The organism is Paenibacillus sp. LBL (assembly GCF_029893715.1).
GTDB classification, from domain to species: Bacteria; Bacillota; Bacilli; order Paenibacillales; family Paenibacillaceae; genus Paenibacillus_AQ; species Paenibacillus_AQ glucanolyticus.
Map to the genome: position 1 here is coordinate 55852 of NZ_JARXYU010000022.1, position 26542 is coordinate 82393.

Genomic DNA, 26542 nt, shown 5'->3' on the forward strand with positions numbered 1-26542 from the left:
ATATTGTAAGGAGGTTCTTGATGAAAACACGCGGTAATTCAATGAAATTGACATTTATTCTTGTTACGATGACGGCTATTCTTCTTACCTTGTTCCCTGTTTCACCCTTTATTTCGACTGCGGAAGCTGCATCTATCGTCGTAGACGGTGACTCAAGCGATTGGGCAGGTATTCCGGCAATCTCCACCAATTCCGGGACAGCCAGAGTCTTAAAGGCTTCCCACGATGACGTGAACCTTTATTTACTTGTCGAAGGCTCAGGTCTCAGCACCACCATGGGGAGTTTCTGGCTAAATACAGACGGGAATGCTTCAACTGGTTATCAAGCCTACGGTTGGGGCACAACCGGGATTGAATGGCTGCTTGAGAATCAATCGCTATACCGTTATTCAGGTGACGGAAGCAGCTGGAATTGGGATTGGTCATCCACGCTGTCTTCTTCGCAATATGTACGGACCTCATCAACAATCGAGGCAGCCATTCCACTCTCCACGCTTGGACTCACAGTAGGCAGTACCGTAAATATCGGGTATCTCGACAACAATTCGAATGTGAATCGGCTGCCGGCGCAGAACCAATCACTCCCCGTCTATACCATTAATGAGAGAAGTCCCGGAGGAAATATGATCGAATTTTATCCGCCTGAGCTGAATGATCCGCTTAACAACCCGTTCAAGGGCTGGGCTCCTTCAGCGAAATCCACCAGCTATCCCCAGGACCACCGTCTGGTTTATGTCGGTGTCACCTGGAAGGAGCTGGAGCCGACCAAAGGCAGCTATGATTTCGATGCCATCGAAGCGGCCAATCATTTCAGCTATTGGCAAAGCCGCGGCGTCAAGGTCGTGCTGCGCTTTATTCTCGATAGTCCTACCGGCGTGCCTCACCGGGATATTCCCGATTGGCTGTATAACGATATGGTCAGTCTGGGACAGTCGCCCGGCACCGCTTATCAAGATGCAACCGGAGGTATGGGAGCTGGCAACAATACGGGCTTCTCCCCGAATTACAGCTCTGACTATCTGATTGCGAGACACAAACTTGCCATTGAGGCCATTGCTGCACATTACAACACGCCTGACAGCCCGATTGCGTTTGTGCAGATCGGTTCGCTGGGCCATTGGGCAGAATTTCACACTTGGCCCTACGTAGGGCCGAACGGGGAAAGCAACTACACAGGCGCATTCCCTCCAAACTCCATATCCAACCAGTACATTCAACACTATATTGATGCCTTTGCCGCTCAGGAGGATCATACGCAGTTATTGATCAGACGGAGCGTGGAATTGGCCAAGAATAATAACAAAGGCCTCATTCTCGGCATGTACAACGATGTGTTCGGCGATCAGCCGAGCTTCGATTCCGAATGGGGCTGGTATACGGGCACACAGAACGGATATTGGGACGATATCGGTCAGCAGCAGCCCAATCACGCCAACTTCTGGGACACCCGTGTTTCTGGCGGTGAATTTTACGGTGGTGCCTATGGCATGAATGCTGCACTTACGACAGGCAGCGGCTTTAATGAGACGCTCCGGCAAACGGAGCTCAGCAAACCGAGCTGGCTGGGACCGAATGCTCCAGCTTCCTTGTCCCTGGGCAATCCATTGCAAGGCAATATGAACATACTTAAGAAACGAATGGGTTATCACTTTGTTGTGAACAAAGCAGCGTACCCGCAAGCGAATAACGGAAGCACACTGGATGTATCCATCCACGTGGAGAACAAGGGCGTTCAGCACTTCCCGTTCAACTGGCCTGTTGAAATTCAGCTTCGCAGTGGGGGCACCATCGTGGCACGTCAATCCACGTCAGCGGACTTGAGAACCTGGAGAACGGGAATGCACACAGTCTCAGGCTCAATCTCTACCAGCACACTGCCAAGCGGCACCTATGAACTGGCCATCGCCATCCTGGACCCTTCAACCAACCGTCCGGGGGTTGATTTTGCGAACACCGACAGGCTTGCTGATGGAGCTTATAAGCTCGGTACATGGACCAAATAATAACGCTATAATGCAACGAGCAGCAGACCTGCCACCCGTTAGAGACGGGCAGGTCTGCTGCTCTTCTATGATCACTATTTTTCACTATAGCCCAGACGTCTTGCCGGGTATTGGGCTTCTTACATCGGACATCCAAACTACTCTATTTTCGCCAAAAAGTAGAACAGTCTGCCTTATCTTCTATATTGTACTCGATCATCTTCTCAAGTAACGAATAGTCCACCGGGCCGTCCCATCGGATACGGACCAGTTCCTTCGTGTGGTCATAACCTGCCTGCACTATGTCCTCCGAGAAACGGACAATCCCTGCCTTTTCAGGGGCAACGGCCATATGTTGCTTGGATGCGCTGAAGCCGATAATAAAAGTATCGTGATCGGTAAACATCGGCTGGTTCCACGCGATTTTCGGCTTTAAATTCGGAAACTTCCCAACAATCCAGGCGAAGATTTCCTCCATTCGCGCTCGATGATCCGGGTTGTCAATGCCCTTCAAATAATCTGCAAAAACCTCCATGTGGCTTCCCTCCTAAAATCCAAACGATATTTTCATCGTATTGCGTACATTATACTATAATCCCCGCTTCTTCTGATCACAATGCATACCCCCCTTATATAAGGGAGAGGGCGTGGCCATATTGATATATAGAGACTGAGACTGAAACTGTACAATCCATTAAAAATCATTATACAATCAAGCCATATAGAACGTTGATGCGAGATAAATGAAGGAGTGCTTCTTAATGACGAATACTAATCCTAAGGTGGATGGATATCTGCGTAAAATCAAGAAATGGAAGGAAGAATCCGAGAAGCTGAGGGAGATTATTCTGGACTGTCAGCTGACCGAAGACTTTAAGTGGATGCATCCTTGTTACACGTTTCAGAACAAGAACATCATATTGATCCATGGCTTCAAGGAATATTGTGCGGTTCTGTTTATCAAAGGTGCTTTGTTAAAGGATCCACACGGCATTCTTATTCAACAGACAGAAAACGTACAAGCAGGTCGTCAAATTCGGTTCACCCATGTTGAACAGATCATCGAAATGGAAACTGTCTTGGAAGCCTATATTCATGAAGCCATCGAAATTGAAAAAGCCGGCTTGACCGTGGATTTCAAAAAGAATGATGAGCTTGTCATTCCTGAAGAGCTTCAACATAAATTCGATGAAGTCCCAGGCCTGCAAACGGCTTTTGAAGCCTTGACCCCTGGTCGCAAGCGTGCTTACGTACATTATATTAATCAAGCCAAACAAGCCAAGACGCGGGAGTCAAGAGTCGAGAAACATGTGCAGAACATCCTTGATGGCAAAGGATTGAATGATTAGATTCCTATCACTAGAGTCAGATCCATTAAGAGAAGTTCATGTATTCTAATGGCTTAATATGCGCTTCCGCTTTATGAAGAAGAATGAAAAACGCTTTAGAATTCTCGTATTCTTTGGGCAGATCATTGATGAAGAGTTGAAGCTGCTGCTGCGTGAAGCTTAATTTTTCTTCGGAATCGGATCTGTCCCTTTTCATTAGCTGACTCCGTACAAGAGATTCATATGAATATCTTAATCTCAAAAATTGATCCTTCAGGGAAGAATATTCATTCCCGTGGGTCGTCTCATTTATCATCAAATTCAATCGATCATGAATGAACGCGATATTGGACAATACGTCAAACATAGCGATTGCGGTTGATTCAGGATCGGAGTCTGTATCGACCGCTTGATCCACAACTTTCTTCAATGTCATGACATTGGACATAAAACCGCTGTAGTATTTTGCATTCGTTTCTTGATTAACCCGGTTTGTCTTGTTGTTAATAAGTAAGACGATAGATATCAATACAAGGAATACGAAAATGAGGATGGCTGCTTTTTTGTGTTTTACCATGATGTTGAATCCTCCCTGCTGCTGTTCTGCTCTTATCGTTATTGTACGAATACATTTTGAGTCATAACCCTCTATCCTCTCATACAAAAGCCTTCAAGATGCCTCTCTAGCTGTCCGTCTTACGAATCAACTTATCAATCCACAGCATTTCTCCCTTTACTTGGGATATGGAAACTTGCAGAACTTCATTTCTGTACCCATCGTCCACGTGTTTGCCTTCCCGCTTCTTAAGATCTTCCCAAAGCGCTTCCAGGTCTTTTTTTCTCATGTTTAATATTCGGAGTTGATTATCCCGAGAAATGCGCTGAAATAGCGACACTCGGATGAGAAATTCGATTTGATGCTTGGCGTCTTTCTCCGAAAATGCGTTGATAAGATCCGTAATTTTGGTTTTACCCGCCTCGGTTATTTCATAAACGAATTGATTGGGTTTACCATCCTGTTCGTTTATTTTTTTAGTAATCAAACCCTGTTCCGTAAATCGGCGCAAAGTGGGATATAACATATTGTGGTTAACATCTGTTAAATAACCCAAATCCCGTTGTATTTCCTTCTTGATCTCATATCCATGCTTAGGAGCCATTTCGATCTGGATCAATATAAGTAGTTCAATGTACATGTATTCTTACCTCTCCATTAGATTCAATGTTCTTTTTGTACGAATATAGTAAGCTTACAGCCTACGAATTCGTTCTTCAATCATAACTCGACAAATAAAGACGATTAGGGTCCTTTTGTCTTAGGCCATTAGCAAGATTCTCCCCTTGTTTATATATGTTAAAATAACATGTGTTAAATTAACTCCACTAAAATTTAGCAGTTGGGAGGAAAGATATGAATAATGAAATTATCTCTTTAGAGGAAATTACTCAATTTCAATCGCCAACCGAGGAATTCAACCCTTATGTGTGGTACAAACACAAACTGCAAAATGAACCGGTAAGCTATAATCAGGCAACCGATACCTGGAATGTCTTCCGTTACCAAGACGTCAAGCGAGTGCTTAGCGACTACGATCACTTCTCCAATGTGAGGATGCGCACAACCATCAGCGTAGGCGCAGATAATGATGAGGGTAAACATATGGGCAAGTTTAACCTGATGACAGATCCTCCGGAACACAGAAAAAGCCGCTCCCTGCTCTCTGCCGCATTTACTCCTCGCAGCTTGAAGCTGTGGGAGCCCCGGATTCAGGAGATCGTGAACGAACTTATCCATGAGATGGAAGAAGTCGAGGTCATTGATGTTGTTAAGGATTTTGCCAGCGCTCTGCCTACGATCGTGATCGCAGACTTGCTCGGCGTTCCTTCACAGGATAGACAATTGTTTCAACAATGGGTATACGATTTATTCCTTCCCATCCCCAAAGAAAATACAGAAAGCGTAAATGAGCTGAAACGCCGCGCGGCTAAAGAGTATTACAGTTATCTCTACCCTCATATCGTTCAGAAAAGAGCAAACCTATCAGACGATATTATTTCAGATTTGATTCAAGCCGAGGTGGATGGTGACCGATTGACCGATGACGAAATCGTAAGAACCACGATGTTTATCTTAGGTGCCGGTATTGAAACGACAAGCCATCTGTTAGCCAATACATTCTATGCATTCCTGTATGATAATAACCAAATCTATGCGGAAGTTCGAAATAACCGCGAGCTGCTCCCTAACACCATGGAGGAGATGCTCCGTTATCGGTTTAATATTGCCAAAATGGATCGGACCGTCAAACAGGACAATAACTTGCTTGGGGTTGATTTGAAGAAAGGCGATGTGGTTGTTGCGTGGATGAGCGCTGCAAACATGGACGAGGAGGTATTTGATAATCCCTTCACATTGGATATTCATCGTCCCAACAACAAACAGCATTTGACCTTTGGCAACGGACCCCATTTTTGCCTGGGTGCTCCGCTTGCCCGATTAGAGGCTAATACCGGGATTGGCCTCTTCATGGATAAATTCTCTCGGATTGAAGCTGTGCCAGGCTTTAAGCTTGAAGATAACTTGACTCCATCCGCAGCGGGACAAATGCTCTCCTCCCTGCCCGTTCGTGTATACCGATAGAGTCATTCAGCAAAAAGAAACACCTTACATCATAAAACGAGGCAGCCACCCAAGTGTAAGGGCGGCTGCCTCGTTTTAGTCGTAAGCGTAAAATACTACCCACCTGTAAATGCAATCCGCACCAATTGTCTATCTGGAAATATCAACAGCTAATTTATAGTTTTTGCCTATTTGTAGTAGAATAATGAGAAGTGATGACATATAAACAATCTTTTAAGGTACCTATTAATTAGGAGGATCTTGAATTTTAAAAGGTAGCGAATCTCTCGGTAAAGGATGCATTGCAATGAACAAAACGGATCGTTTATTAGCCATAGTGCTTGAGCTGCAGCGTAACGAAGTGTTACGTGCCGAGGATTTGGCCGCTATATTTGAAACAAGCGTGAGGACGATCTACAGGGATATTCAGGCTTTGAGTGAAGCTGGCGTATCCGTGATAGGGGCTCCAGGTCAGGGATACTCCTTAATGGAGGGGTATTTCCTGCCGCCTGTCAGTTTCACGGTGGAAGAAGCAGTGACGTTACTCATTGGGACAGATTTTATCGAGCAGTGGTTCGATACCCACTACAGCAGTAAGTCTCGCACTTCTAGAAAGAAGATTGAAGCCATTCTTCCGGAGCCGATCCGCAGTGAGGCAACCCGGATTCGCAAGAGCTTTCGTTTGCTAGCAACCGCTGAAGATAAAACACGAATACAAGAGAAGACATACTTGGAAGTGATTCGCCGGACGATACTGGAGGAGAGGAAAATAAGTTTTCACTATTCCAAAAGAATCGCTGAAGCTAATGGGAACCGCCAAAGTGTTCGTACGGTTGCTCCTTATGGACTTGTGCTTCATCAAGGATCATGGGTACTCATTGCATGGTGTGAATTGCGTCAAGATATCCGTCATTTCCGGTTGTCCCGAATGACGGAACTGATCGAACTGGAAGATAAATTTATGCTGCCAGCAGATTTTCATTTAGATGTATACCAGCCTCCAGACGATCGTAACGTCAGAGTGCGCATCTGGGTCCAACCTGACATTGCCGATAAGGTAAGGGAATCGAACAACTACTATATAGACACCATAGAGGAACAAGCGGAAGGTTTGCTGGTGACCCTTCGCGTTCGGCAGCCAGAGGAATTGCTGCATTGGGTGCTTGGCTTGGGAGCCGGAGTGGTTGTGCTGGAGCCGGAATCCTTCCGACATCGGGTTAGAAACGAACTGGAAAATACGTTAAAACGCTACTGACATAATGGTGTCAGTAGCGTTTTTGTATATTTAGATAAGAAGAAGACTAAAGGAGCTGATCCATGATGATTACAACAAAAGAAGCACTACAACGTTTTGAAGAAACTGCGACACATTATATTCACGAACTGGATCAATTCAATATAGAGCAGTTGAAGGAAGTGCCAAGTGACAACGAGTGGTCTATCGGACAGATGGTTCAACATCTCATCAGTTCGGCGCTTGATATGCAGCTTCGTAATCTGGATCAATGCTTGATGCCAAGCCAAGATCCCTTGGTTCCTCGAACGGAAAAAACCGAGCTTGGTGCGGCTGTATTTGCTCAAGGAAGCTTCCCGCCCATTCGAATTCATGTTCCACCTTCCCCACAATATACGCCGAAGCAGCCAGCAAGCAAGGAGCAGCTCATTCAAGGGTTACACACGGTTATCCAGAGAATGAAGGAGATCGAACCGAGCCTTAAAAAAACGTCCAAAGAGAATACAATGCCCCATCCGTCATTCGGTGGACTGTGTGCGGAGGAATGGTTTTTGCTTGTTGAAATGCACTACCGGCATCATCTTCTGCAGCTGGACCGCTTAAAACAAGGATTGGTACGGGAAGCAACATAAACAAATATAAGCGACAAATGGCCCTCGCTTTTAACAAGATAGGGGCCATTTGTCGCTTACCTTTAGTCTATAACAGCCGGGATGATGTATTCCTTAATCAGTGCCCACCTGTCCCGGGGATTCATGATGAACTCGGAGGCAATGGCTACGACCAGCTCCATTTCCGGAATACAGCAAATCACATTGCCGCCATCGCCTAACGCCAGGTTGGTACGTACTCCGGCTTCTTCGCGCAGCCACCATAAATAACCATAGTTATGGGGATTCATCGTTGTAGATTCGTCAATCCAGGACCCCGATATGATCTGGCGGTTATCCCATAAGCCGCGGTTCAAATAGAGGAGACCCACTCGTGCCATATCGCGGGGACGAAGCGTAAGCCCCCATCCTCCCGTGGAATGACGATGGGGATCTTCAACCCATCCTTTCACGTTCTTCCCAAACAGATCCTCAAACCCGAATGATGTCATTCCGTAATCCGGAATTACGTTCATGCCAATAGGCTTAAACAATCTCTCGTTCGCATAAGCGCGAGCATTTTGTCCCGTACTGCGAGTAAGAATGGCTGACAGCAGATGCGCCCCAGCGGTTGAATACTTAAATGCACCAATATCTCCGCCCTTCCCCAGCATATCCAGCGTATACTTCACCCAGTCAGGCTGCATGCACAGCTTATCGAGGGGTTCATGCCAGTCCTCGAATGGATAAGGAGCCGTCATTGTCAGCAGATGGCGTATTGTGATTTCCTGCTTCTGCGGATCAATAGCATCAGGAGCATACTCAGGGAAAAAATCCAGCACCTTCTGGTTCACCGTTTGAATGCATCCTTCATCAATGGCTATACCAATAAGGGCAGACAATATGCTTTTTGTTACGGATGCGACATGAATCGCATCATCCGGGCCATAGCCATTGTAATATCGCTCATAAGCAATATGCCCATGCCTCACAACCACGATTCCGTTTATATTGCTGTACCCGGAATTAATGGCAGACTCAAGCTCTGACAGCTTCTCTACATCCATTCCCAAAACTGCAGGATCCTCAGTTTGCCATTCTCCGGTTGGCCATTCATAATGCTGCATCATCAGCCCCTCCTTCTCTTCACTGGAAAATACACCTCGGTCACGCAGTCCTCAGAACCCGTGGCTCGTTTAGGGTCGGTTATATAAACTTCATATGGCGAATTCTCCAATTCGTATCCCTCGCGTTCAACCCATTCCATAAGGGTTGCATATACCGACGTCAGCTCCGAATATGAGCCCTTTAGGACAGACTTCGCACATAGACCTCCAGACAAATCTCGCGTCCCCTCTACCGTCTCCTCGATCGGGATGGCAAACTCGGTATCATTGCCGTCAGGCTTGTATTCAGAGCTGTGATAAATCGTCATGGGCGTACCCAGCAAGGTGAGTTTTTCAGTTGCAATCTGTTCGTACAAACTTCCGAAATACGTTCCATATCCTAGAGCGTAGTCATCACCTCTTATCATCTGACGCATACTAAGAATTCGGATGGACGGGGTTTCAACGAGTTCTACTTCAATGCTGTCGAGGTACGACATCAGGGGGACGCCTTTCTCTAAATTTGAGATATCAAGACTCATTAATTTCAAAGTGTGTTCTATAGCATTCAGCTTCTCCTGCATCTCCCTTCTCTTACGACATAGATCTGCACAGAGCAGTTCTTCAGATGGATCTTCTTCCCGTTCCAGAATAGCTTTAATTTCTTCCAGGGAGAAATGATAGGATTTCAAACGGTTGATAAAAAGCATCTTTTTGAGCTGACTGATGGAATAATACCTGTAACCGTTCTCCGGGTTAATCTCATCGGGAAGAATTAATCCGATCTCCGCATAATATCGAAGCGTTTTGGTAGATACTTCGCATATTTTCGAGAATTCTCCGATGGACAGCATGGGATCACCTCATTCTTTTTGTTGGTATACGGATGAACGCTTCAGGCTCGAATCTTTGTTCCATTACAATGTACACGTTGCCCTAAGGACAATGTCAACGGTTCAGATCTGGCTGTGCTGAGATATTTACGAGAACGTTGATACTATGATCATTGTTCATGAAGCAGAAACTCCCGCCTTCCGGCTGATCGCCGTTGGACGGGAGTTCGATTACTTCAGATGGTTTGGCGGTGAATCATATAGCCCTGATGTGTCTTTAAACCATTTAAAGATGTGGGTTGCGCAAACCTTAAGCACCGCATACCCGGGAACGGCCAGCAGAATACCGACGACACCAAACAGATTACCCGATGTGAGAATAACGAAGATAATCGTGATCGGGTGAATTTTAAGCGTTTTGCCCATAATCTGTGGTGAGATAAATTTGCCTTCGATCAACTGTACGATTGTCCAGACTGCCACCATCTTCAGCAGCATCACGGGAGAAGTAACCAGAGCCACAATCAGCGCTGGTGTAATCGCGATCGCTGGCCCCAGATAAGGTACGATACTCGTAAACGAGGCAATGATGGCCAATATAAGTGCATAGTCCAGACCAATGATCATGTAACCGATATAGAGCAAAATACCGATACAAAAGCTGACGATAATCTGTCCACGGATGAACGAGCTGATCTGGTGATTAATGTCTTGAAGTACGTGGAATATGCCGGAACGGCTCTTCGTTGGCAAGAAAGACAAAATCTTCTGCGGCAGCTTTTTGCCGTCTTTCAGCATATAAAACAGAACGAATGGCACCGTCACGATCGACAACACAATCTCGGTAAAAGCCCCCAGGAACCCGCCCACTCTGGCCCATGTATGGTTGAATATTTCCGTAGCTTTCTGAGTAAGGGTATTCCACCAATCCTGAGAGTTAATGCTCACTGCATCCTGAAGCTGACTAAACAACTGACTGCCTGTAAGCTCCTCGAATTGCAGCCTAACATTCTCGCTATATCTCGGGAAATTGTCAATCAGTCCCGTAATCTGATTGCGCAACACCGGAATGACCGCAAGCACGACCACCGTCAGTATACCCGCAATAGCCAAATACAGGATAAGTATGGACCATCCGCGTTTGATATTCCTCTTTTCCATGATATCCACAAGGGGATTAAGCAGATAATACAGTATTCCGGACAGTATGATCGGCAATACGATCGTCTTGATCAGCACGGCGAGCGGGTGCAGCACAAATGAAATCTTGCTCAGCACCAGTATGTTGACTCCCGCCAGAAGCAGAATGAGCAGCAGAAGTACAAACTTGTTGTTCAGAAAAAATCGCTTGAACCGATCCGGCCAAATGCGGGGTTGTTCCATATATGTCCTCCCTCACTTATGTAACGTTTAGTAAAATGTTGCGCCACTTCATACAGAAGAAATTCAGCAGCTGCTATTAAAACTAACGTTCGTTAACTTCATTCTTTTAACTATAATATTGAACCTGGTCCCATGTCCAGTTCACCAGGTTTAAGCTAGAAAAATGCATACAGTCCTTCTTCAAAGTACGTGTATTCCTGCTCATTTATTATCCTTTTTCCATATCCTTCAAAGAATGTATTCTTCTCGGATGGAGTTTCGATGGCGTCAGGCTTAGGGCGAAACCCTCTCCATTATACGGGATGCTGTCGATTCCATGCGAGCAAAAAAGACATCCGATCCCGGATGCCTCTACTTTTTTGCAAACCAAATGAGCACTCATTCGTTATTTCAATATGAAATTTCCGGACCCTGTGCGAACCTTTAATATCACGCCGCCATTGCCGAACATTCCCTTTAATCGGTTCTCGTCTTGGTCATTACCCTCATAACGGATTCCGTCCCACTTCAAATCCCAATTGCCGGAGCTTCCTTCAAAATCAACTTCCAGCGAGGAAGGCTCTTTAGCGAGATCGATGGTCACACGGCCGCTGCCTGATCGAAGATCGGTTTCATGCATGATCCCGTCCGCTTCAAGAAGTATACTTCCGGATCCCGTTTTTCCTTGTATCGCTGATTCTCCGCCCTTCAGTACGACCTTGCCGCTGCCACTCTGAAAGCTTAACTCCGAAGCCTCATAGCGTTCGGCCGATATATCGCCGGAGCTTGACTCCAACATGATCGAATCAGCAGCAATCTCCTCGGCTTTAATGTCACCGCTGCCTGTGTGTATGACCCATTCGCCGCCCTTCACTTGCTGCACGTCGACATCACCGCTGCTTGCCTTGATCGTAACCGAATCTCCCTGCAATCGCGCGATTTCGATATCGCCGCTGCTGCTGTCAATCTCGGCGGATGACCATTGTTTCTCCGGCAGCTCCACCGTCAGATCCAGATGCATGATCCGTACGCCCACGTCGATACCTTGGGGTACATCTATCCCAAGCTCCAGCGTATCACCGTTTGGTTCTGCCTTCAGCTTCACTTGATCCGCCCACTTTGGGCTTACTTTTCCGTCTAGGCTAACCTTAATCTGATCGGTATTCCCTTGAACGAAATGGATATCACTGCTTCCTGTGTGAAGGTTCAAGTGACGGTAATCGTTTGCGTCGAAGGTCTGCCCTTCGCTGATTTCTTGAGTATCCAATGAAAAGCCGAAGTTGATACCCGAAAAGATTTTTATCGGGTTCATCGTAATAATCAGCAGCAGCACACCCACCGCAACGATCAACAAACCTGTTTTTTTCTGCATAACGTATCTCCAGTCCTTCCATCTTTACGATTCCACTTCCGCTGCAAATCCGAAGTCCTGTTCAGTATATCACCCTGGAAAGAGTACTAACATTAGGCCTGCGAATGAGATTGGAGCCCCGACTTTAGTCCAGTTTCGCTGACAAACGGAAAAAAGCCGCGATTTCTCGCGACTTCTAATGCAAACATATCTTCACTTGTGTTTTCCCATATTCCTACTCGTTTAATGAAATTTCAAATTGGGAGCCAGCCTCACCTGCAAATACAATACGTCCGTTCTCTGGCAAGATGACCTCATTCTTACCGCTGACCACGGTGTGATTAATACAAATACCCGTCTGGTCATATACTGCAAAGGCATTGAGATAGACCATTGAAGTGTATTTCTCATTCTGAGTTTAAATGTTTTGGTTGATTAGAGTTCTTCCGGGTCTATAAATTTCACCTCTGGATACATGTCGCTCGGTCCCTGAATCAGATTTCCACCCGTTCCTTCTAGTTGTTTATTAAAGAAATCGAGTACATATTGATTAACAATGCTTGATCCTCTTTTACCATTGATATCTCCTGTTATCCCCGACAGTTTAATTAACTCCGAATAGAATTGAAGGTCCGTGAAATTGAAGTGCTGCGTTCCTTCTACATAAATCACATTTCCCCCATGTTCGATAACATTTTTCATAATGTGCAGCTCATCTGAGAGAAATTTATTGACTTCATTATCCGAATTTCTATCATTTTCAAAATTGACTAACCAGTCTTTAAAACCTCCCGATCTGATGAACATAAACGGCTTGTTTATATCATCTCTATTTTCCACTTCATTTAGTGACCCGTCCATATTGACCCCGGCCTTGACTCTTTGATCTAAATAAGTTGTATTAAACGCCGTTGCACCCCCAAAAGAATGCCCCATCACGCCTATGTTTTTTAAATCGATCTTCCCTTTAAATTGACTTTCAATTGCACCTAAATTTAGCTTTTCGATTTCATCTAGTATAAACTCTACGTCTTCTGTCCATATATTCCCGATTTTTGTACGATCATCTATGGTTGTCATCTTTGTTTTATAATCCGTTACACGGCCATCCGGAAAAATGGTAGCAAAGGTGCTGTACGTATGATCGATTGTGACTACGACAAAACCATGACTGGCCAGATTCTCGGCCTGTGATGCCTGTAAAACTCGACTGGTTCCCATGCCATGAGATAGCAGTACCAAGGGATAAGGGCTTGTAGAAGGCAATATTTCTACATTTTCATACGAGTTGGTTCTATTATACTTCCAGTAGTCGAGCACAAAGGCGGGCAGCTTTAAAGAAGTAGAGAAGCTCTGAATATACTTTTTGAACATTTCTGTATCACTTGGAAAAAGAGTTCCACGCTTGTTGTTATTCCTATTTTCAGTAGGGTACCAAACTTGAACCATTAGCTCCCTCTTATCGCTTTGATCTTCAGTTAAAACTTCATCTCTGTTTTGATCCGTAAAATGAAAGGTTTGAGTACCCACTTTCTCTGGGCCATCAGGCTCCGGCAAATCAAAAACAGGTAAGTATGCAGACAAGACGGTAGAACCCACAAGCAGAATGACGATTAGGGAAGATAAACTATATTTCAACAGCTTTCCTATTTTTAGATTCACCATCTTACCTGAATGCCTGAATGAAACGATGAGTATGAATAGAGCCGTCATGATATATACCAGAAGTAATTGCCATCTGTATCCTTCAACCAACAATTGAACTACAAATATCACGCTACTTCCTATAGCCAAACCCAATCCTGTTTTCTTTGCACTTCTTTTAATAAACAATAGATCTACGAGTAAAGCGAAACAGGATAGAACTAAAAGTATTTCAAATAATCTCATATGTAACCCTCTCTTTCATTACGGATATCAGCCGAAATGGACAAACTGTGGAAAGCCGCCCCACGGGACGGTTTCTCACATTCATTAATGCACATCTGTGAAATCACGAGTGGACTTTTTCAGAACATTTACTTCGCTTCGTTCATAAAGGTTCTAACATCTTCAGCTATTTCTTTATATAAAGTATGGTGCAAGTAATGCTCGCCATCCATTGTTATTACTTTTCCATGTACCGAGTCTTTGATCTGCCCTTCATGCAGAGGTATCCATCCTAGTACGTCTTCATTATTCCCTTGTACAAAGAGAAGAAGAGGAAGATCTTTGGGGAAGGTTAAACCTTGAGCCCCTTTAAAATTGGAAGAAATATGATCCATCTCATTCAACATCGTGGAACTGTTTGAGTTTTTATTTGACAGCATTTTCATCTGCTCGACGGTGTGATCATCAAATGGGAGTCCAGCATAAGGGTCACCACCAAATTTAACCACTAATCTTTGGAGACCTGATTTTTTAATAAATCCGAACATTTTTGTAGGTAATTTGGCATCAATACCCGGTTGTGTTGGAACACTGCTGTCAATTCCGACGAATGCAGTTACCTCATCCGGATATTTGTTCACATAATCAATGCCGTAAATGCCTGCAATGGAGTGGCCCATAAGCATATATTTGTTAATATTAAGCTGCTGTAGAGCTTCATGAACTTCACTTACGATATTTTCTGCGGTTCGTTCTTTTTCAGTTCCATCACTCAATCCATAGCCGAAAGGCTCAACTGCAACAACTTTGTAAAATGGAGATAATTCATCAATAAGCAGCTTAAAATCTAGCGCTGGTGCTGCTGTTCCATAACCGGGAAGAAGCACGATCGTTTCCTTGCCTTCGCCTTGAATGAACACATTCATATTTTTCCCGTCTACAGATACGTGCTGGCCGTATGGCTCTATCTTCTTCGCCTCTGAATTGCTACTGATCACATTCGTGATATAAACAATACCTAGAAACAGAACAATGGCGATTACGATTGCTCCTAATATTTTAAGTATAATGTTTCTTACCTTTCTGGCCCTCGAACCAATCTTCGCTTTCTTTTCCTCTGGTTGCGTCACTCTCATCTTCTCCTGTCCTGAACTGTTTGTCGTGAATCATTCATTGCTGCTGCGGCCTCATTGGATTTCCATGGCTATAACGATTGTGTGTCACATACACCTGCTCCTATGCTCATCTGTTTAATGGCCGTAACAAGCCGTTAATGCAAGCCTAACCAACCAAGATGTCCTCACCATGACGACAATATGAACGGAGTATGAACTAACAACAAAAAGGCCACGTTTCACATACAAGGAAGCTTGTATGTGAAACGTGGCCTGAAAATTCGGTTTAAACCATAATCCAGTGTATATTCTGTTCTGTACATTCATCTCTCCTGTATGTCTAAATATCGGTGGGTGGAGTGATTGGCAATGAAACGATGAAGGTCGTTCCCTGACCAACTTCGCTTTCCACAACGATATCACCTTGATGAAGCGATACAATCTGTTTAACGATAGCAAGTCCCATACCACTGCCATCATACTTGCGGCTGTGGGAACGATCCGCCTTGAAAAAACGCTCAAATATGCGCTTCTGGTCTTCGAGAGGAATCCCAATACCCGTATCGGAGATTCGGACGATTACAATTTTGACATCCAGCTTGATGCTGACGTGAATCACGCCGCCGCCATCCTTGGAAAATTTGATGCCATTGCTGAGGATATTTGTCCACACCTGATTCAATTGGTCATGATCAGCCGTTACTTTCACATTCTGCAGCTCAAGCTCAAAATGAATATTGCGGGCAGACCACTGCGGCTGGAGGGCCACAATGACCCTTCTGATCTGTTCATCCAGACTGAGTGTGACCAGCCGGGGCTGCTGTGACTGCGATTCAAGCACACTCAGCTTGAGCAGGCTGTCACTCATTTTGGATATCCGCTTTGTCTCAGCGATGATAATATCAAGATAACGACTTCGTTCGTGATCGGCGAGATTCACTTGCTTCAGCGCTTGAGCATACCCCGATATCGAGGTGAGCGGAGATTGAACCTCGTGCGACACGTTTGTCACAAATTCCCTGCGCATCTGCTCCAGCTGCTGCAGATCGCGCATCATGTCCTCGAAGCTACGGGCCAGTGTCCCGAGCTCCCCTGTTTGCTTGATATTAAGCTTGACGTTAAAATCTCCAGCGGCGATTCGCTTGGTCGCTTTTGTCAGTTTTTTGATGGGTCTAACCAGGAATATAGAAGCAATCAAAATCAAGATGCTCCCTACAATCAACGAACAAGATGCAAAGATCAACGCCCACTTGACAACAAAAGAGGAGGATGGTGGGGCGAGCGTTTCCAGAAACATCGCTTTCGTTCCCATTTCCGTTTTCAAGGGCAGCCCTAAGAGGACCGTAGCAATACCATTCGGAGTGTCCTGAACAACGCCTCCTCCCAATACCTTCTGCAGCTGCTCCGTCGACACAGCGGCAGGCTGATCTTCATGATACTTACCATAGGACTGGAACTGTCCCGATGCTTCGTAAATTCGAATATGATAGGAATCGAGCTGCTTCATTCCGCTTACGAATGAATCCGCTTCATGTAATGGAAGGATCTTGTAAATCTGCACGATGTCTTGGGCGAAGTTACGCAAATTGATCCGAGCATTTTCGTTCAGTTTATCCTCGAATATTAAAGTAGACATAAAAAAAGAAATGACCGTGCCGGCGATGACAGAGACCAAAAATGTCAGGACCACACGAATATATAACGTTTTGATCATTCGTAAACCTCAAGCCGGTACCCCAAACCGCGCACCGTCTCGATCCGAAAATCGGGCGTTTCCGCGAACCGTTCACGCAGTCGCTTAATATGTACGTCTACCGTTCGATCATCTCCGGCATAATCAATTCCCCAGATTTGATCAATCAGCTGCTCGCGCGTATAGACTTGTCCGGGTGTTCCAGCGAGCTTATAGAGCAGCTCGAATTCCTTCAGCGGCAGCGTGAGCGACTCTGTCCCTCTCGTCACCTTGTATGTCTGCCGATCCAGGATGATGTTGCCAAAGTGGACCGTCTGGGTGGATCCAATCTTGTATCGCTTCAGTAATGCTCTGACACGAACCGTGAGCTCCAACGGATCAAACGGTTTCGTTAAATAATCATCCGTTCCCAGTTCGAATCCTTTCACTTTCTCCCATGTCTCACCTCTTGCAGTCAGCATAAGCAGCGGAAGATCCGGATTGGCTCTTCGCAGCTCCTTGCACAGCGTCCAGCCATCCATAATTGGCATCATAATATCGAGCACGACCAAATCGACGGGTGTTGAACCGTAAACGGCCAGTGCTTCCTTGCCGTCCCGTGCCTCAACCGTTGTGAAGCCGTCGTTTCTCAGAAATAAACAGACGAGCTCGCGAATGTTCGGATCATCGTCAGCAACCAGTATCGTAGGCATCTAGTCCCTCTTTTCCTTTATCCATCCTGTAGAGTAATCACCATTATACTATAAATAAATTTAAAACCTAAAAGCGTGGATCATTGAAAAATACTAGAGTTTAGAGTAACACTCACCTTTTGGTAAGTACCTGTAGTAAAAGTGCATACTTACGTATTCGAAGTCCACCCATTATACTCAGGAAGTAATCATCCTGAAGGAGGACAAATCATTGAAAACACTTGTAATCGTCACACACCCAAGCATAGAAACATCCGTCATTAATCAGCGGTGGGTAGAGGAACTCCAGAAATATCCGGACAAATATACGGTACACGAACTGCATAAGGCTTACCCTGACGGAAACATTGATGCAGAGAAAGAGCAGCAATTAATTGAAACGCATGGCAGCCTCGTCCTGCAGTTCCCTGTCTATTGGTTCAATTGTCCGCCACTTCTTAAGAAATGGCTTGACGATGTTTTTGCTTACGGCTGGGCTTATGGTTCAGGTGGAGGAGATAAATTAAAGGATCGCAAAACGGCTTTGGCTGTAACAGCCGGAATCAAAGAAGAGGATTATCGTGAAGAGGGAAAATATCGCTATACACTCGAACAGTTACTGACACCATTCGAAACAACCTTCCTATACTGCCATGCGAATTATCGCTCGTTCTTTGCGTATTATGGCAAAGAAACGGAGCCTGGTATAAATGATGAGTCGGCTTCAAGCGATCTGGAGACAAATGTGCGAGAGTACTTGAATTTTATTGACAGCCTGTAAAGATCGCTCTCATCCAGCCGTATGTTCAACACAAATTTGAAGCCTGCCGCTGCGCAGCATCCAGTGGCAGGCTGCTGTTTTTCTCTCCCCACTCGCACATCATGTTTAACAGCGGAATGAGCGAAAGTCCGCGTTCTGATAATGTGTATTCCACTTTGGGCGGGACCTGGGGATATTCCGTGCGAACGATTAAATGATCCGCCTCCAGCTCTTTTAGCATGACACTTAGCGTTTTATATGATATGGTGCCGATTTTTCGTTTCAGCTCATTATGACGCATCACTTTATTTTCAGACAGCCAGTACATAATGATCATTTTGTACTTACCGCCGATTAAGGACAACGTATATCCAAAGCCGGTCTCTTTGACACCCACGCCCGTCGGTACACAGGTTTCGCTCACAAGTTACACTCTCCTTCTGAATCGTTTCGATATCGACAAGATGAACTGGCAATAACCGCAAAGCACGGGTCCCTGTCGAAAATTAATCTTATCATAAACAATAATTAAGAATTGCAGCATCCCTTATTCTTCCGAACTTTTTCCCTCCTTTTCAGTTTAGCAAAAAAAGCCGCGAATATCGCGGCTACATATACCTGTTCGTTGTTGTCCTTGACTAACCGCATTCGACAGCCTCGTCTCGTTATGTCAAGAGTCGTTGCCCTTCGCAGCGGAGATCAACCTGCCCAAACATCCTTTACATATTGGCCCTCCGCTTCCAGCCTGGATAACCAGGAGGCAGCTTCATCCGCGTCCACGCCGTATTTATCCTGATAGGATACAATCAGCGTTTGTTCAACCTCAGGCGCCATCCGGGAGCCGTCACCGCAGATGTACATTCTCGCTCCATCCTCCAGCAGTGACAGCAGCATTTCCCCATCCTGTCTCAACAAATGCTGGACATAGCATTTCTCCGTACCCTCCACTCTCGAGAAGGCAGTATGAAGAGTTACCAGGTTTTCTCTGGCTGCCTGTTCAAACTCCTCTCGGTAGAGGTAGTCGTGCTCCGGAGTCCGGCAGCCGAAGTACAAATGCGCGGGACCCAGCTTCTGTCCTTCTGCCCGAAGGATTTGTCTGGCCTGAATGAATCCCCGGAACGGTGCCACACCGGTGCCGGGCCCGACCATAATGAGCGGGGTGGCTGGGTTGTTCGGGAGTTCAAAGCCCGATTCAGGCGAACGGATAAACATCAACACCTCTGCGCCCGTCTCCAACTGGCTCAAATAATTGGAGGCAATGCCCCGGTATTCCCCATAACCGCTCCAAGCGCTTTCCCGCACGACACTGACTGTGATACTCGCTTGGGTCCAGCTGACTCTCGGAGAGCTGGAAATCGAATAATATCTCGGTTTGAGTGCTGGCAGCAGCTCGAGAAAGCGTTCAAAAGGCAACTCACAGGCTTCATACCGTTCCAGCAGCTCCAGCATGGTGAGGCGTTTAGCCCGTACCTCGGTCTGATAAGTGTCTTCCGCAAGCAGGCTCTGCAGCTCTTTGGCATGCGGCGGGCATACCGTACAGGCTGCCATCTCCCGAATCTGAGCCCTTGTGGCCGGCTCCTGCAGCTCGATGCTGCGATGCAGCAGATCGTCCAGACGCACGGGAACCCCTGCCGGCAAATGGGCGCTGCTGCTTCCTTGAACGGACAAGACCAGATGTGCCGCGGCATCCAAGTGGAATCTGCGGAGCACACGCTTCACCAGACTCTCCGGATTGACTGGGAGTATGCCCATGTGATCGCCTTCTGCATAGTTCGTTCCTTCCGGCAGCGATATTTCGATATGCTGTGTGATGCGTCCGCTATCGGCATGCTGCAAGTTGCGGCTGTGCGCGATGTGCCCGGTGACGGCATGATAGGTTTCTGCCAGTGGAATGGCTGCCCCTCCCTGAACGAACTCAACAGACAAGGCGCTGCGCTTCGGCTTGCTGCTGGCCATGACCGGCAGTCCCAGCGCCTGCATCAGATCGGGCCATACATGTTCCGTCCATTCATCAACTTCACGTTCAAAATCGCCGCTCGCATCACTCTCACCGCGCGCAAGCAGGCGCTGTGCCCCTTTGGCTGCCAGCAGCTCGTCAATTTGGCGCGGAATCCGTTGGTAGGTGCTGGCCCAGTTGTGATCCCCGCAGCCGAAAACCGTATACCGAACGCCTTGTATTTCGGATTCAGCCGCATTCTCCAGCCATTCCATAAAAGCCTTGGCATTGGAGGGCGGCTGACCGTTATAAGAGGCGGTTACAATCACAACAGCGCCTTCCTTCGGAAGATTTCCAGCGAAGTCGTCCAGTGCACCTACCTGACTGTCGAATCCATGGTACTTGGCTGCATCAGCCACCTCTCTGGCAATGCCTTCAGCCGTGCCCAAGTTGGACCCGTACAGCGCGAGCAGCGGCGTATGATGAGCGTTATCCGCAATCCTGTCGGACTGGGCGTATTCCCTCTGTTCCTGTTCGGGCACAGCAACACTTCCTGGAATCAAGAGGGCTGCCCCTCCCTTACGGTTACGGACTTTAATGTGGAATGCATCCGGCTTCAGGGTCAGTGTCTCCTTGACTTTCAGCTCATAATGCTGGGTATCGACCAGTTCAAAATATTTGAGAACCAACCCGAGCACCAAGGTGGCCTCCTGGAGTGCAAACTGTTGGCCGATACAAGCACGCTGTCCGTTGCCAAACGGTTTGTACGCGTCATGCGGCACCTTGCTCGGATCTTCAAAGCGCTCCGGTTCGAATGCCTCCACATCGTCTCCCCATACGCGCGCGTCTCTGTGGAGTCCGGGAATCAGCACCGTCACACTATCCCCTTTCTTAATGGGATAGGTTCCACCGATACGGGTATCCTCTTTTGCAGATAACGAAAAGGCAGGCGCAGTCGGCCATAACCGAAGTGACTCGCTCAGAACCATGCGGACGTATTTGAGTTCCCGCACCTGGTTATACGAAGGAACTGGATCCTTCAGCACGCGGTCCACCTCACTTACCGCCTTGCGCAGCTTATCCGGGTTTTTCATCAGAAAATAGATCGCGAAGGAAAGCAGCCCGCTTGTGGTCTCGTGCCCCGCGATCAGAAATGTGATCATCTGATAACGGATATTCTCATGATCCAGCCGCTCGCCTGTATCAGGATCCACGCCCTCCAGCATGTGCGCCAGCAAATCTCCCTCCTCGCCGCCATGCGCCTTGCGCTCTTGAATAAGCTCATCCACAAGCGAGAACATCGACTGAATGTCCTCCTGAAACTGACGTTTCTTCTTAATCATGAACATGTCCTGAATGCCCAGCCGGTGAAGCTGGTTCATGCCTTCATCAAGTGAACGCACCATGCTGTCGATAAATGGATGATTGTCTTCGCGATAAAAGCTGTTAAACCTATAATTAAACCCGCACAGGCCGATTGTATCGAGTGTCAGGCGTGTCATATCGGCAGGAATATCCACTGTTTCATCCGGATTGAGCCGTGCCCATTTCTGGATAAGCTGCATGGCAATATCAATCATCTTCGTATGATATCCCTGCATCGCACGCTGGCTGAAGCTGGATAACAGGATGTTATGGGCTTTTTTCCAATTGGGCTCCTGCGTCGCGCTCGTAAACAATCCATCCCCCGCAAAGGGGCGAACATTCTGCAGTGGTGCCCAGATTCGTTTATCAAAACGCTTCTCGTCACACGCGTCCTTAACATACTCATGGCCGGAGACGTACAGCTCCTTGCGCCCCCCGGGATACTGAAACTGGAAGATCGGCCCGAATTCCGAGGCGACCTTTACAAGCGATTGGATCGGAGCCGCTGAATCCAGCAGGGGCAGATTACCCAGCGGTCCGAAGGTTTTAGGTTGAGGCACCGGTGTCGTTTGTGTCATGGTTTTTCCCTCCATTATCCCATAATTCTCTTTGTATTTGCCCTTAGGATAGGGCTGAATGAAGCACAGACAATACTGATTGACCATAATCGTAATTCGGTCATTTTTTGATAAAAAAGGAGGATCCGACGCGCATCGCTGGTTTCCACTTACAATGATGGTCTTATCCTGCCTCTTACCCTATCACGATATGATTGTCCCGCACATCAGCCGCAGGTCCATAATTCCAATGAGGGCTTCTGCTCCTCTTTATATTACTTTTCAACCAGAATATGCTCCATTATTGAAACTTTAGGACTATTCAATGCCCATTAATTCATCCGCTGTTCTATAGGAAAACACAAAAAAAAGACACCTTGATGATCGCCCTCATAGTGCGCACCTGGTATCCGGCTACAGAAAACGTTCACAAATCTGTCACTTACGAGAGACTTTCCCTCATCTCTATAATTACAAAGGTAAATGAGAGAGGATGATGAAATTGCCAGTAACAAAGAAAGAGCATTTTTATTTTGGGTTGATGATGTGCATCGGGATGGTCATCATGATGACCTCCTACAATGTAATCACGAACGGATTAATTGGTGAAGTTTCATTCATCGCCATAATCAGTCAATTCGTACTGGGCTTTATCATTGCCTTCTTACTGGAACTGTTTATAGTCGGTCCAACAGCACAGAGAATCGTGTTTTCGATAACGCGCCATAAGTCCGGTAAAATGATTACGATATTGGCAATGTCATTCTGTATGGTGACGGGGATGGTTTTCTTTATGTCTATGTATGGATTAGTTTCAGCTTACCTTTCCCATCACCTCGCAGGAGAGCCCTTGCTTGGAAGTTATTTCGCCATATTCTTGAAAAATTTTGTTTTTGCTTTCCCGCTTCAGCTCCTGATCATGGGACCGCTCGTACGGTTCTTATTCGGTAAAATTAAAACGAGTCGGCTGAAGCAATCATTGACCACCGTCTAGGCTGACTGTCACTAACGCTCCTTAATAGTAAAAAGCCGCCCAGTTGGGCGGCTACTAACCACTGCTCACAAATTGGATTACCCCAATGAGAGCTAATAGAAGAAAAATAGCGTCAGTCTCCTTAATTCGTTATCATCTACCTATATCCATTCGATAAACACGAGCTAAATCCTCTTCCTACACTACAGAGCCGATATGAGAAGGAAGCGCTGGCCCAATGCCAGTAGCTGTCTGATGCCTTAGTCTATCAATCCATCGCTTTGCGCAGATCATAGTCATGTAGATCAATATCGAGCGTGTCTCCTAGTGCTAACTTTGCCAGTTGGCTTCCTATAAAGGGTCCCATGGTGAGTCCGGACGCTCCAAGTCCGTTTGCCGTTATAAGCCCTTTCCAGCCCGGAACAACGCCTATCACTGGAAGGAATCCGGGCGTAAACGGACGAAAACCCACCCTGACCTCTTGAAAAGTGCTGTCGGCTAAACCCGGTGCTAATTCAAACCCTTTATTGAGGATTTCCTGCATACCGCCTGCCGTTACTCTAGTATCATAACCTTCAATTTCATTTTCATGGGTCGCGCCTATCACGATTTTCTGTTTATCAAAAGAGAGCAGATATTGATCTGTAGGCGGTATGACTACAGGCCAGCTGCCTGTCTCTTGCTCACCCTGAATTTTCACGTGCATGATCTGAGCTTTTTGATAACTCACCTTAAAATGAATACCTAGGGGCTGGAGCAGTTGGTTTGCCCAAGCGCCTGCACAAACAATGACTTGGTCAGCCGCGAAACGATCCGTCCCGACCGTTACTCCCGTTACTCGGTTTGCCTGATACTCCAGCGAGGCATCCCCGCTGATCAGGACAGCCCCGTTTCTCTGCGCGGATCGGATTAACGCATCACGCAGCGCACGACCATCTATCCTTGCAGCACCGCTAATATGAACCGATTGATAACCTTCTGCCAGCAAGGGAAACCGCTCATGGGTTTCTGTTTCATTCAACCGGGTGATTTCACCAATTTCCGGAGCATCTGCTTTTCGTTGATGTGCCCGCTCCTCCATCTTTCTGATTTTGTCCAAATCCGCATGAATGCTAAGAGCACCAACCTGAGCATAGCCGGTATCTGTCTCTCCTTCGCTTTCCAGCTCATGGATCAACCCGGGATAGAAACGCGCACCGGCCTTAGCCAGCTGGTACCAAGCTTGATTGCGCCTTTGCGATAGCCAGGGACAGATAATGCCAGCCGCAGCATCCGTCGCTTGCCCTTGATCCTGACGATCTATGATTAGGACCTCTGCTCCCATTCTCGCTAACTGATATGCTGTTGATGCCCCCAGGATCCCTGATCCGATGATGATGACTTTCTTCATAATTACATCCCTTTCCTAAATCACTGTATCCATTATAGCGAATACAGTCTGAAAGTATAATGGCAGCGTGTGCTCCTGCGCACCACCCTTATCGTTGAACGCAAAAAAAGTCGCCGATCCCGGCGACTTCATCATACTTCTATACTCTTGAACTCGGACGAGCCTCTTATACAGATACCCGTTATATTTTTTCAACCCATTACTTTTCCATTACGGCAAAATAGTTATCTTCCTCATCAGCAAAATTGAAGACTCTGCCGGAAGGCAAATTTACAATTTCACCGACCTTGACATTCTTATTCGACAAGTCACTCATTAATCCATAGAAATTTTCCGTGTAAAACATTAAAGAAGGCGTCCCCAGATTTACGCCAGGCGAGAATTTAGCGACAAGTTCCTTATCATGCAGCACGATGCTGGTTTCCGAGCCCTTTGCAGGAGCAATTTCAATCCATTTCATCTGATCGTTGCTTTCTTCGGAAATGACATGAAATCCTACCTTCTCTGTCCAGAACTTCACTGCCTCATCCTGGTTATTCACATACAACATAATTTGTCCAAGTTGGCTAATCATCATCTTTCCACTCCCTTATGTAAAATGAATATCCAATATCCAATGCTCCTAATTCTCTCCATCGTAGTGGTTTCTGATACCTGTTGTGATAGTTCGGTTCTAAGTATCATTCCTCATAAATGCCAAGCCCGCATACGCCAGGCAGTCTACCCTTTCTAACTCGCCTGTGTCACTACCTGAATATTATAGCATGTACACAACGTCATAGTTTCTTATGAATTGCTTATTTTTATAAATTTCTACAAAATTAGAGTTCACGCATCCGTACTTGACCAAAAATAACAGAAATCCTTATAAGAATGGGCTCCCTCTTACCTATGAACATCTAATCGAAGTGACAGCAAGCCGCATAGGATAGATTAGATGGACAAGAGAGTGTGGTGACGAATTTGAAACTGCAAGACGTCAAGGGTGCTTACGATGTAATTATCGGCTTGGGCAGTTGGTGCGGACCTTCGCTTTATTTGCGGCAACGTGGACTGAGAAGGTTTGCCTTTCCGCTGGACTGGATGATATCCAACTCGATTTCGGATGTCAGCCGATTATTGGACAATCGCTTCGTTGGATTTATGGATCTGGAGCAGTTGCAGAAGACCAAGGGTACTTCGGCTTTGTTGGAAGATGGAGTCGCTGTTTTGTCTGAAGGAAATCAGGTGTATCAAGATGCCCATTTTATTCTGGATACCCGGTATAACATCATATCCGTGCATGATTTCCCCGTATTGCCTAACCAGGATTGGATGCATTCGTACGATGTTTACAGAGGAAGACTCAATCATCGCATCGATCGATTCTTCAGAATTCTTGAACATAGCGAATCCGTTTTATTTGTCAGGTGGGGGGAAGTGACCGCCAACGAAGCAGCCGAGCTGCATGCGGTGTTATCTTCGTTAGTTCGCGGCACATGTAATGTTCTCTTCCTTCAAACTCTTCTCGATTTGGAGAATGTACAAGAAATCGATTGGGGAATGGACGGTATTTGCACGCTGCAGGTCCCGGACAGCCGCCCGAATGATATATCCATTTGGAATTATGCGCTTGATGGCCTCCGTTTGACCAATCGCTGGGGGATGTAACAACGGAACCATAATAAGAAGGTTACCGGAAAGATAAAAAGCTGCCGCTGACGGGACTGACCTGGTCATAGCCCCGTCAAGTAGACATTAAAAAAAGAGATTTTATTAAGCGGCGACTTTTTCCCGAAACTCAATCGGGGAGAGGTCGCCCAGTTTG

Annotated in this window: 24 protein-coding genes; 8 read left to right on the forward strand and 16 right to left on the reverse strand. The window is 46.3% G+C overall.

Features of this window, described 5'->3' with window-relative positions:
* The first annotated feature begins 20 nt into the window (after positions 1–20).
* The gene (locus M2277_RS28305) at positions 21–2003 is read left to right on the forward strand and encodes a DUF4832 domain-containing protein (protein ID WP_148247405.1); all 1983 of its coding nucleotides are present in this window, start codon (positions 21–23) and stop codon (positions 2001–2003) included.
* Positions 2004–2145: 142 nt separating this feature from the next.
* On the opposite strand, the gene M2277_RS28310 is transcribed toward M2277_RS28305, so the two are convergent.
* The gene (locus tag M2277_RS28310; RefSeq protein ID WP_148247406.1) at positions 2146–2517 is read right to left on the reverse strand and encodes an iron chaperone; all 372 of its coding nucleotides are present in this window, start codon (positions 2515–2517) and stop codon (positions 2146–2148) included.
* Positions 2518–2743: 226 nt separating this feature from the next.
* Here M2277_RS28310 and M2277_RS28315 point away from each other — a divergent pair, with 226 nt between their 5' ends.
* Complete coding sequence (locus M2277_RS28315; RefSeq protein WP_280756199.1) at positions 2744–3331, forward strand: YdeI/OmpD-associated family protein; 588 nt, start codon at positions 2744–2746, stop codon at positions 3329–3331.
* 25 nt (positions 3332–3356) lie between these two features.
* Here the strand turns inward: M2277_RS28315 and M2277_RS28320 are convergent, their stop codons facing one another.
* Positions 3357–3887: a hypothetical protein gene (locus M2277_RS28320; RefSeq protein ID WP_280756200.1), complete on the reverse strand. Its 531-nt coding sequence runs from the start codon at positions 3885–3887 to the stop codon at positions 3357–3359.
* A 106-nt stretch (positions 3888–3993) separates the two neighbouring features.
* Positions 3994–4506, reverse strand: a complete 513-nt coding sequence (locus tag M2277_RS28325) for a PadR family transcriptional regulator (protein ID WP_280756201.1) — start codon at positions 4504–4506, stop codon at positions 3994–3996.
* Positions 4507–4721: 215 nt separating this feature from the next.
* On the opposite strand from M2277_RS28325, the gene M2277_RS28330 reads away from it, so the two are divergent.
* From M2277_RS28330 to M2277_RS28340, 3 genes are all read left to right on the forward strand, one after another.
* Complete coding sequence (locus M2277_RS28330) at positions 4722–5951, forward strand: cytochrome P450 (RefSeq protein WP_036639456.1); 1230 nt, start codon at positions 4722–4724, stop codon at positions 5949–5951.
* Positions 5952–6237: 286 nt separating this feature from the next.
* Positions 6238–7185, forward strand: coding sequence for a helix-turn-helix transcriptional regulator (locus M2277_RS28335; protein WP_280756202.1), 948 nt, complete (start codon positions 6238–6240; stop codon positions 7183–7185).
* 65 nt (positions 7186–7250) lie between these two features.
* On the forward strand, positions 7251–7796 hold the full coding sequence (locus tag M2277_RS28340; protein ID WP_006210110.1) for a DinB family protein: 546 nt from the start codon (positions 7251–7253) through the stop codon (positions 7794–7796).
* Between the two features lie 62 nt (positions 7797–7858).
* On the opposite strand, the gene M2277_RS28345 is transcribed toward M2277_RS28340, so the two are convergent.
* From M2277_RS28345 to M2277_RS28385, 9 genes are all read right to left on the reverse strand, one after another.
* A complete protein-coding gene (locus M2277_RS28345; RefSeq protein WP_280756213.1) occupies positions 7859–8881 on the reverse strand; it encodes a serine hydrolase domain-containing protein in 1023 nt (340 codons plus the stop codon).
* 2 nt (positions 8882–8883) lie between these two features.
* Positions 8884–9714 carry a MerR family transcriptional regulator gene (locus tag M2277_RS28350; RefSeq protein ID WP_280756203.1) on the reverse strand — a complete coding sequence of 277 codons (831 nt, stop codon included), beginning with the start codon at positions 9712–9714 and terminating at the stop codon, positions 8884–8886.
* 210 nt (positions 9715–9924) lie between these two features.
* Positions 9925–11076: an AI-2E family transporter gene (locus tag M2277_RS28355; RefSeq protein WP_006210107.1), complete on the reverse strand. Its 1152-nt coding sequence runs from the start codon at positions 11074–11076 to the stop codon at positions 9925–9927.
* Positions 11077–11461: 385 nt separating this feature from the next.
* A complete protein-coding gene (locus M2277_RS28360) occupies positions 11462–12427 on the reverse strand; it encodes a DUF4097 family beta strand repeat-containing protein (protein WP_063479440.1) in 966 nt (321 codons plus the stop codon).
* Positions 12428–12641: 214 nt separating this feature from the next.
* On the reverse strand, positions 12642–12800 hold the full coding sequence (locus tag M2277_RS28365) for a hypothetical protein (protein WP_006210105.1): 159 nt from the start codon (positions 12798–12800) through the stop codon (positions 12642–12644).
* A gap of 41 nt (positions 12801–12841) precedes the next feature.
* Positions 12842–14296 (reverse strand): alpha/beta hydrolase family protein, encoded by a 1455-nt coding sequence (locus M2277_RS28370; RefSeq protein ID WP_280756204.1) that lies wholly within the window; start codon positions 14294–14296, stop codon positions 12842–12844.
* 128 nt (positions 14297–14424) lie between these two features.
* Entirely contained in the window at positions 14425–15405 is a 981-nt protein-coding gene (locus M2277_RS28375) for an alpha/beta fold hydrolase (RefSeq protein ID WP_280756205.1), read from the reverse strand.
* A 325-nt stretch (positions 15406–15730) separates the two neighbouring features.
* Positions 15731–17104, reverse strand: a complete 1374-nt coding sequence (locus tag M2277_RS28380; protein ID WP_006210102.1) for a sensor histidine kinase — start codon at positions 17102–17104, stop codon at positions 15731–15733.
* A complete protein-coding gene (locus M2277_RS28385) occupies positions 17101–17775 on the reverse strand; it encodes a response regulator transcription factor (protein WP_006210101.1) in 675 nt (224 codons plus the stop codon). The genes M2277_RS28380 and M2277_RS28385 overlap by 4 nt, the downstream gene beginning before the upstream one ends.
* A gap of 211 nt (positions 17776–17986) precedes the next feature.
* Between M2277_RS28385 and M2277_RS28390 the strand changes: the two genes are divergently transcribed.
* On the forward strand, positions 17987–18535 hold the full coding sequence (locus M2277_RS28390) for an NAD(P)H-dependent oxidoreductase (RefSeq protein ID WP_280756206.1): 549 nt from the start codon (positions 17987–17989) through the stop codon (positions 18533–18535).
* A 25-nt stretch (positions 18536–18560) separates the two neighbouring features.
* Here M2277_RS28390 and M2277_RS28395 read toward each other — a convergent pair whose 3' ends face one another.
* Entirely contained in the window at positions 18561–18938 is a 378-nt protein-coding gene (locus M2277_RS28395) for a winged helix-turn-helix transcriptional regulator (RefSeq protein WP_280756207.1), read from the reverse strand.
* 275 nt (positions 18939–19213) lie between these two features.
* Positions 19214–22393, reverse strand: a complete 3180-nt coding sequence (locus tag M2277_RS28400) for a bifunctional cytochrome P450/NADPH--P450 reductase (protein WP_280756208.1) — start codon at positions 22391–22393, stop codon at positions 19214–19216.
* Between the two features lie 481 nt (positions 22394–22874).
* On the opposite strand from M2277_RS28400, the gene M2277_RS28405 reads away from it, so the two are divergent.
* Positions 22875–23366 (forward strand): DUF2798 domain-containing protein, encoded by a 492-nt coding sequence (locus M2277_RS28405; protein ID WP_040680659.1) that lies wholly within the window; start codon positions 22875–22877, stop codon positions 23364–23366.
* 247 nt (positions 23367–23613) lie between these two features.
* Here M2277_RS28405 and M2277_RS28410 read toward each other — a convergent pair whose 3' ends face one another.
* Both M2277_RS28410 and M2277_RS28415 read right to left on the reverse strand, forming a co-directional pair.
* Positions 23614–24735 (reverse strand): NAD(P)/FAD-dependent oxidoreductase, encoded by a 1122-nt coding sequence (locus M2277_RS28410; RefSeq protein ID WP_280756209.1) that lies wholly within the window; start codon positions 24733–24735, stop codon positions 23614–23616.
* 199 nt (positions 24736–24934) lie between these two features.
* Complete coding sequence (locus tag M2277_RS28415; protein WP_280756214.1) at positions 24935–25309, reverse strand: VOC family protein; 375 nt, start codon at positions 25307–25309, stop codon at positions 24935–24937.
* Positions 25310–25689: 380 nt separating this feature from the next.
* Here M2277_RS28415 and M2277_RS28420 point away from each other — a divergent pair, with 380 nt between their 5' ends.
* Positions 25690–26385, forward strand: coding sequence for a DUF1796 family putative cysteine peptidase (locus tag M2277_RS28420; RefSeq protein ID WP_340462817.1), 696 nt, complete (start codon positions 25690–25692; stop codon positions 26383–26385).
* Positions 26386–26542 lie beyond the last annotated feature (157 nt).

Bases quoted from the DNA above. Each gene is read 5' to 3' on its own strand.
- M2277_RS28305 (WP_148247405.1), top strand. From the start codon at position 21: ATGAAAACACGCGGTAATTCAATGAAATTGACATTTATTCTTGTTACG.
- M2277_RS28310 (WP_148247406.1), bottom strand. From the start codon at position 2,517: ATGGAGGTTTTTGCAGATTATTTGAAGGGCATTGACAACCCGGATCAT.
- M2277_RS28315 (WP_280756199.1), top strand. From the start codon at position 2,744: ATGACGAATACTAATCCTAAGGTGGATGGATATCTGCGTAAAATCAAG.
- M2277_RS28320 (WP_280756200.1), bottom strand. From the start codon at position 3,887: ATGGTAAAACACAAAAAAGCAGCCATCCTCATTTTCGTATTCCTTGTA.
- M2277_RS28325 (WP_280756201.1), bottom strand. From the start codon at position 4,506: ATGTACATTGAACTACTTATATTGATCCAGATCGAAATGGCTCCTAAG.
- M2277_RS28330 (WP_036639456.1), top strand. From the start codon at position 4,722: ATGAATAATGAAATTATCTCTTTAGAGGAAATTACTCAATTTCAATCG.
- M2277_RS28335 (WP_280756202.1), top strand. From the start codon at position 6,238: ATGAACAAAACGGATCGTTTATTAGCCATAGTGCTTGAGCTGCAGCGT.
- M2277_RS28340 (WP_006210110.1), top strand. From the start codon at position 7,251: ATGATTACAACAAAAGAAGCACTACAACGTTTTGAAGAAACTGCGACA.
- M2277_RS28345 (WP_280756213.1), bottom strand. From the start codon at position 8,881: ATGCAGCATTATGAATGGCCAACCGGAGAATGGCAAACTGAGGATCCT.
- M2277_RS28350 (WP_280756203.1), bottom strand. From the start codon at position 9,714: ATGCTGTCCATCGGAGAATTCTCGAAAATATGCGAAGTATCTACCAAA.
- M2277_RS28355 (WP_006210107.1), bottom strand. From the start codon at position 11,076: ATGGAACAACCCCGCATTTGGCCGGATCGGTTCAAGCGATTTTTTCTG.
- M2277_RS28360 (WP_063479440.1), bottom strand. From the start codon at position 12,427: ATGCAGAAAAAAACAGGTTTGTTGATCGTTGCGGTGGGTGTGCTGCTG.
- M2277_RS28365 (WP_006210105.1), bottom strand. From the start codon at position 12,800: ATGGTCTATCTCAATGCCTTTGCAGTATATGACCAGACGGGTATTTGT.
- M2277_RS28370 (WP_280756204.1), bottom strand. From the start codon at position 14,296: ATGAGATTATTTGAAATACTTTTAGTTCTATCCTGTTTCGCTTTACTC.
- M2277_RS28380 (WP_006210102.1), bottom strand. From the start codon at position 17,104: ATGATCAAAACGTTATATATTCGTGTGGTCCTGACATTTTTGGTCTCT.
- M2277_RS28385 (WP_006210101.1), bottom strand. From the start codon at position 17,775: ATGCCTACGATACTGGTTGCTGACGATGATCCGAACATTCGCGAGCTC.
- M2277_RS28400 (WP_280756208.1), bottom strand. From the start codon at position 22,393: ATGACACAAACGACACCGGTGCCTCAACCTAAAACCTTCGGACCGCTG.
- M2277_RS28410 (WP_280756209.1), bottom strand. From the start codon at position 24,735: ATGAAGAAAGTCATCATCATCGGATCAGGGATCCTGGGGGCATCAACA.
- M2277_RS28415 (WP_280756214.1), bottom strand. From the start codon at position 25,309: ATGATTAGCCAACTTGGACAAATTATGTTGTATGTGAATAACCAGGAT.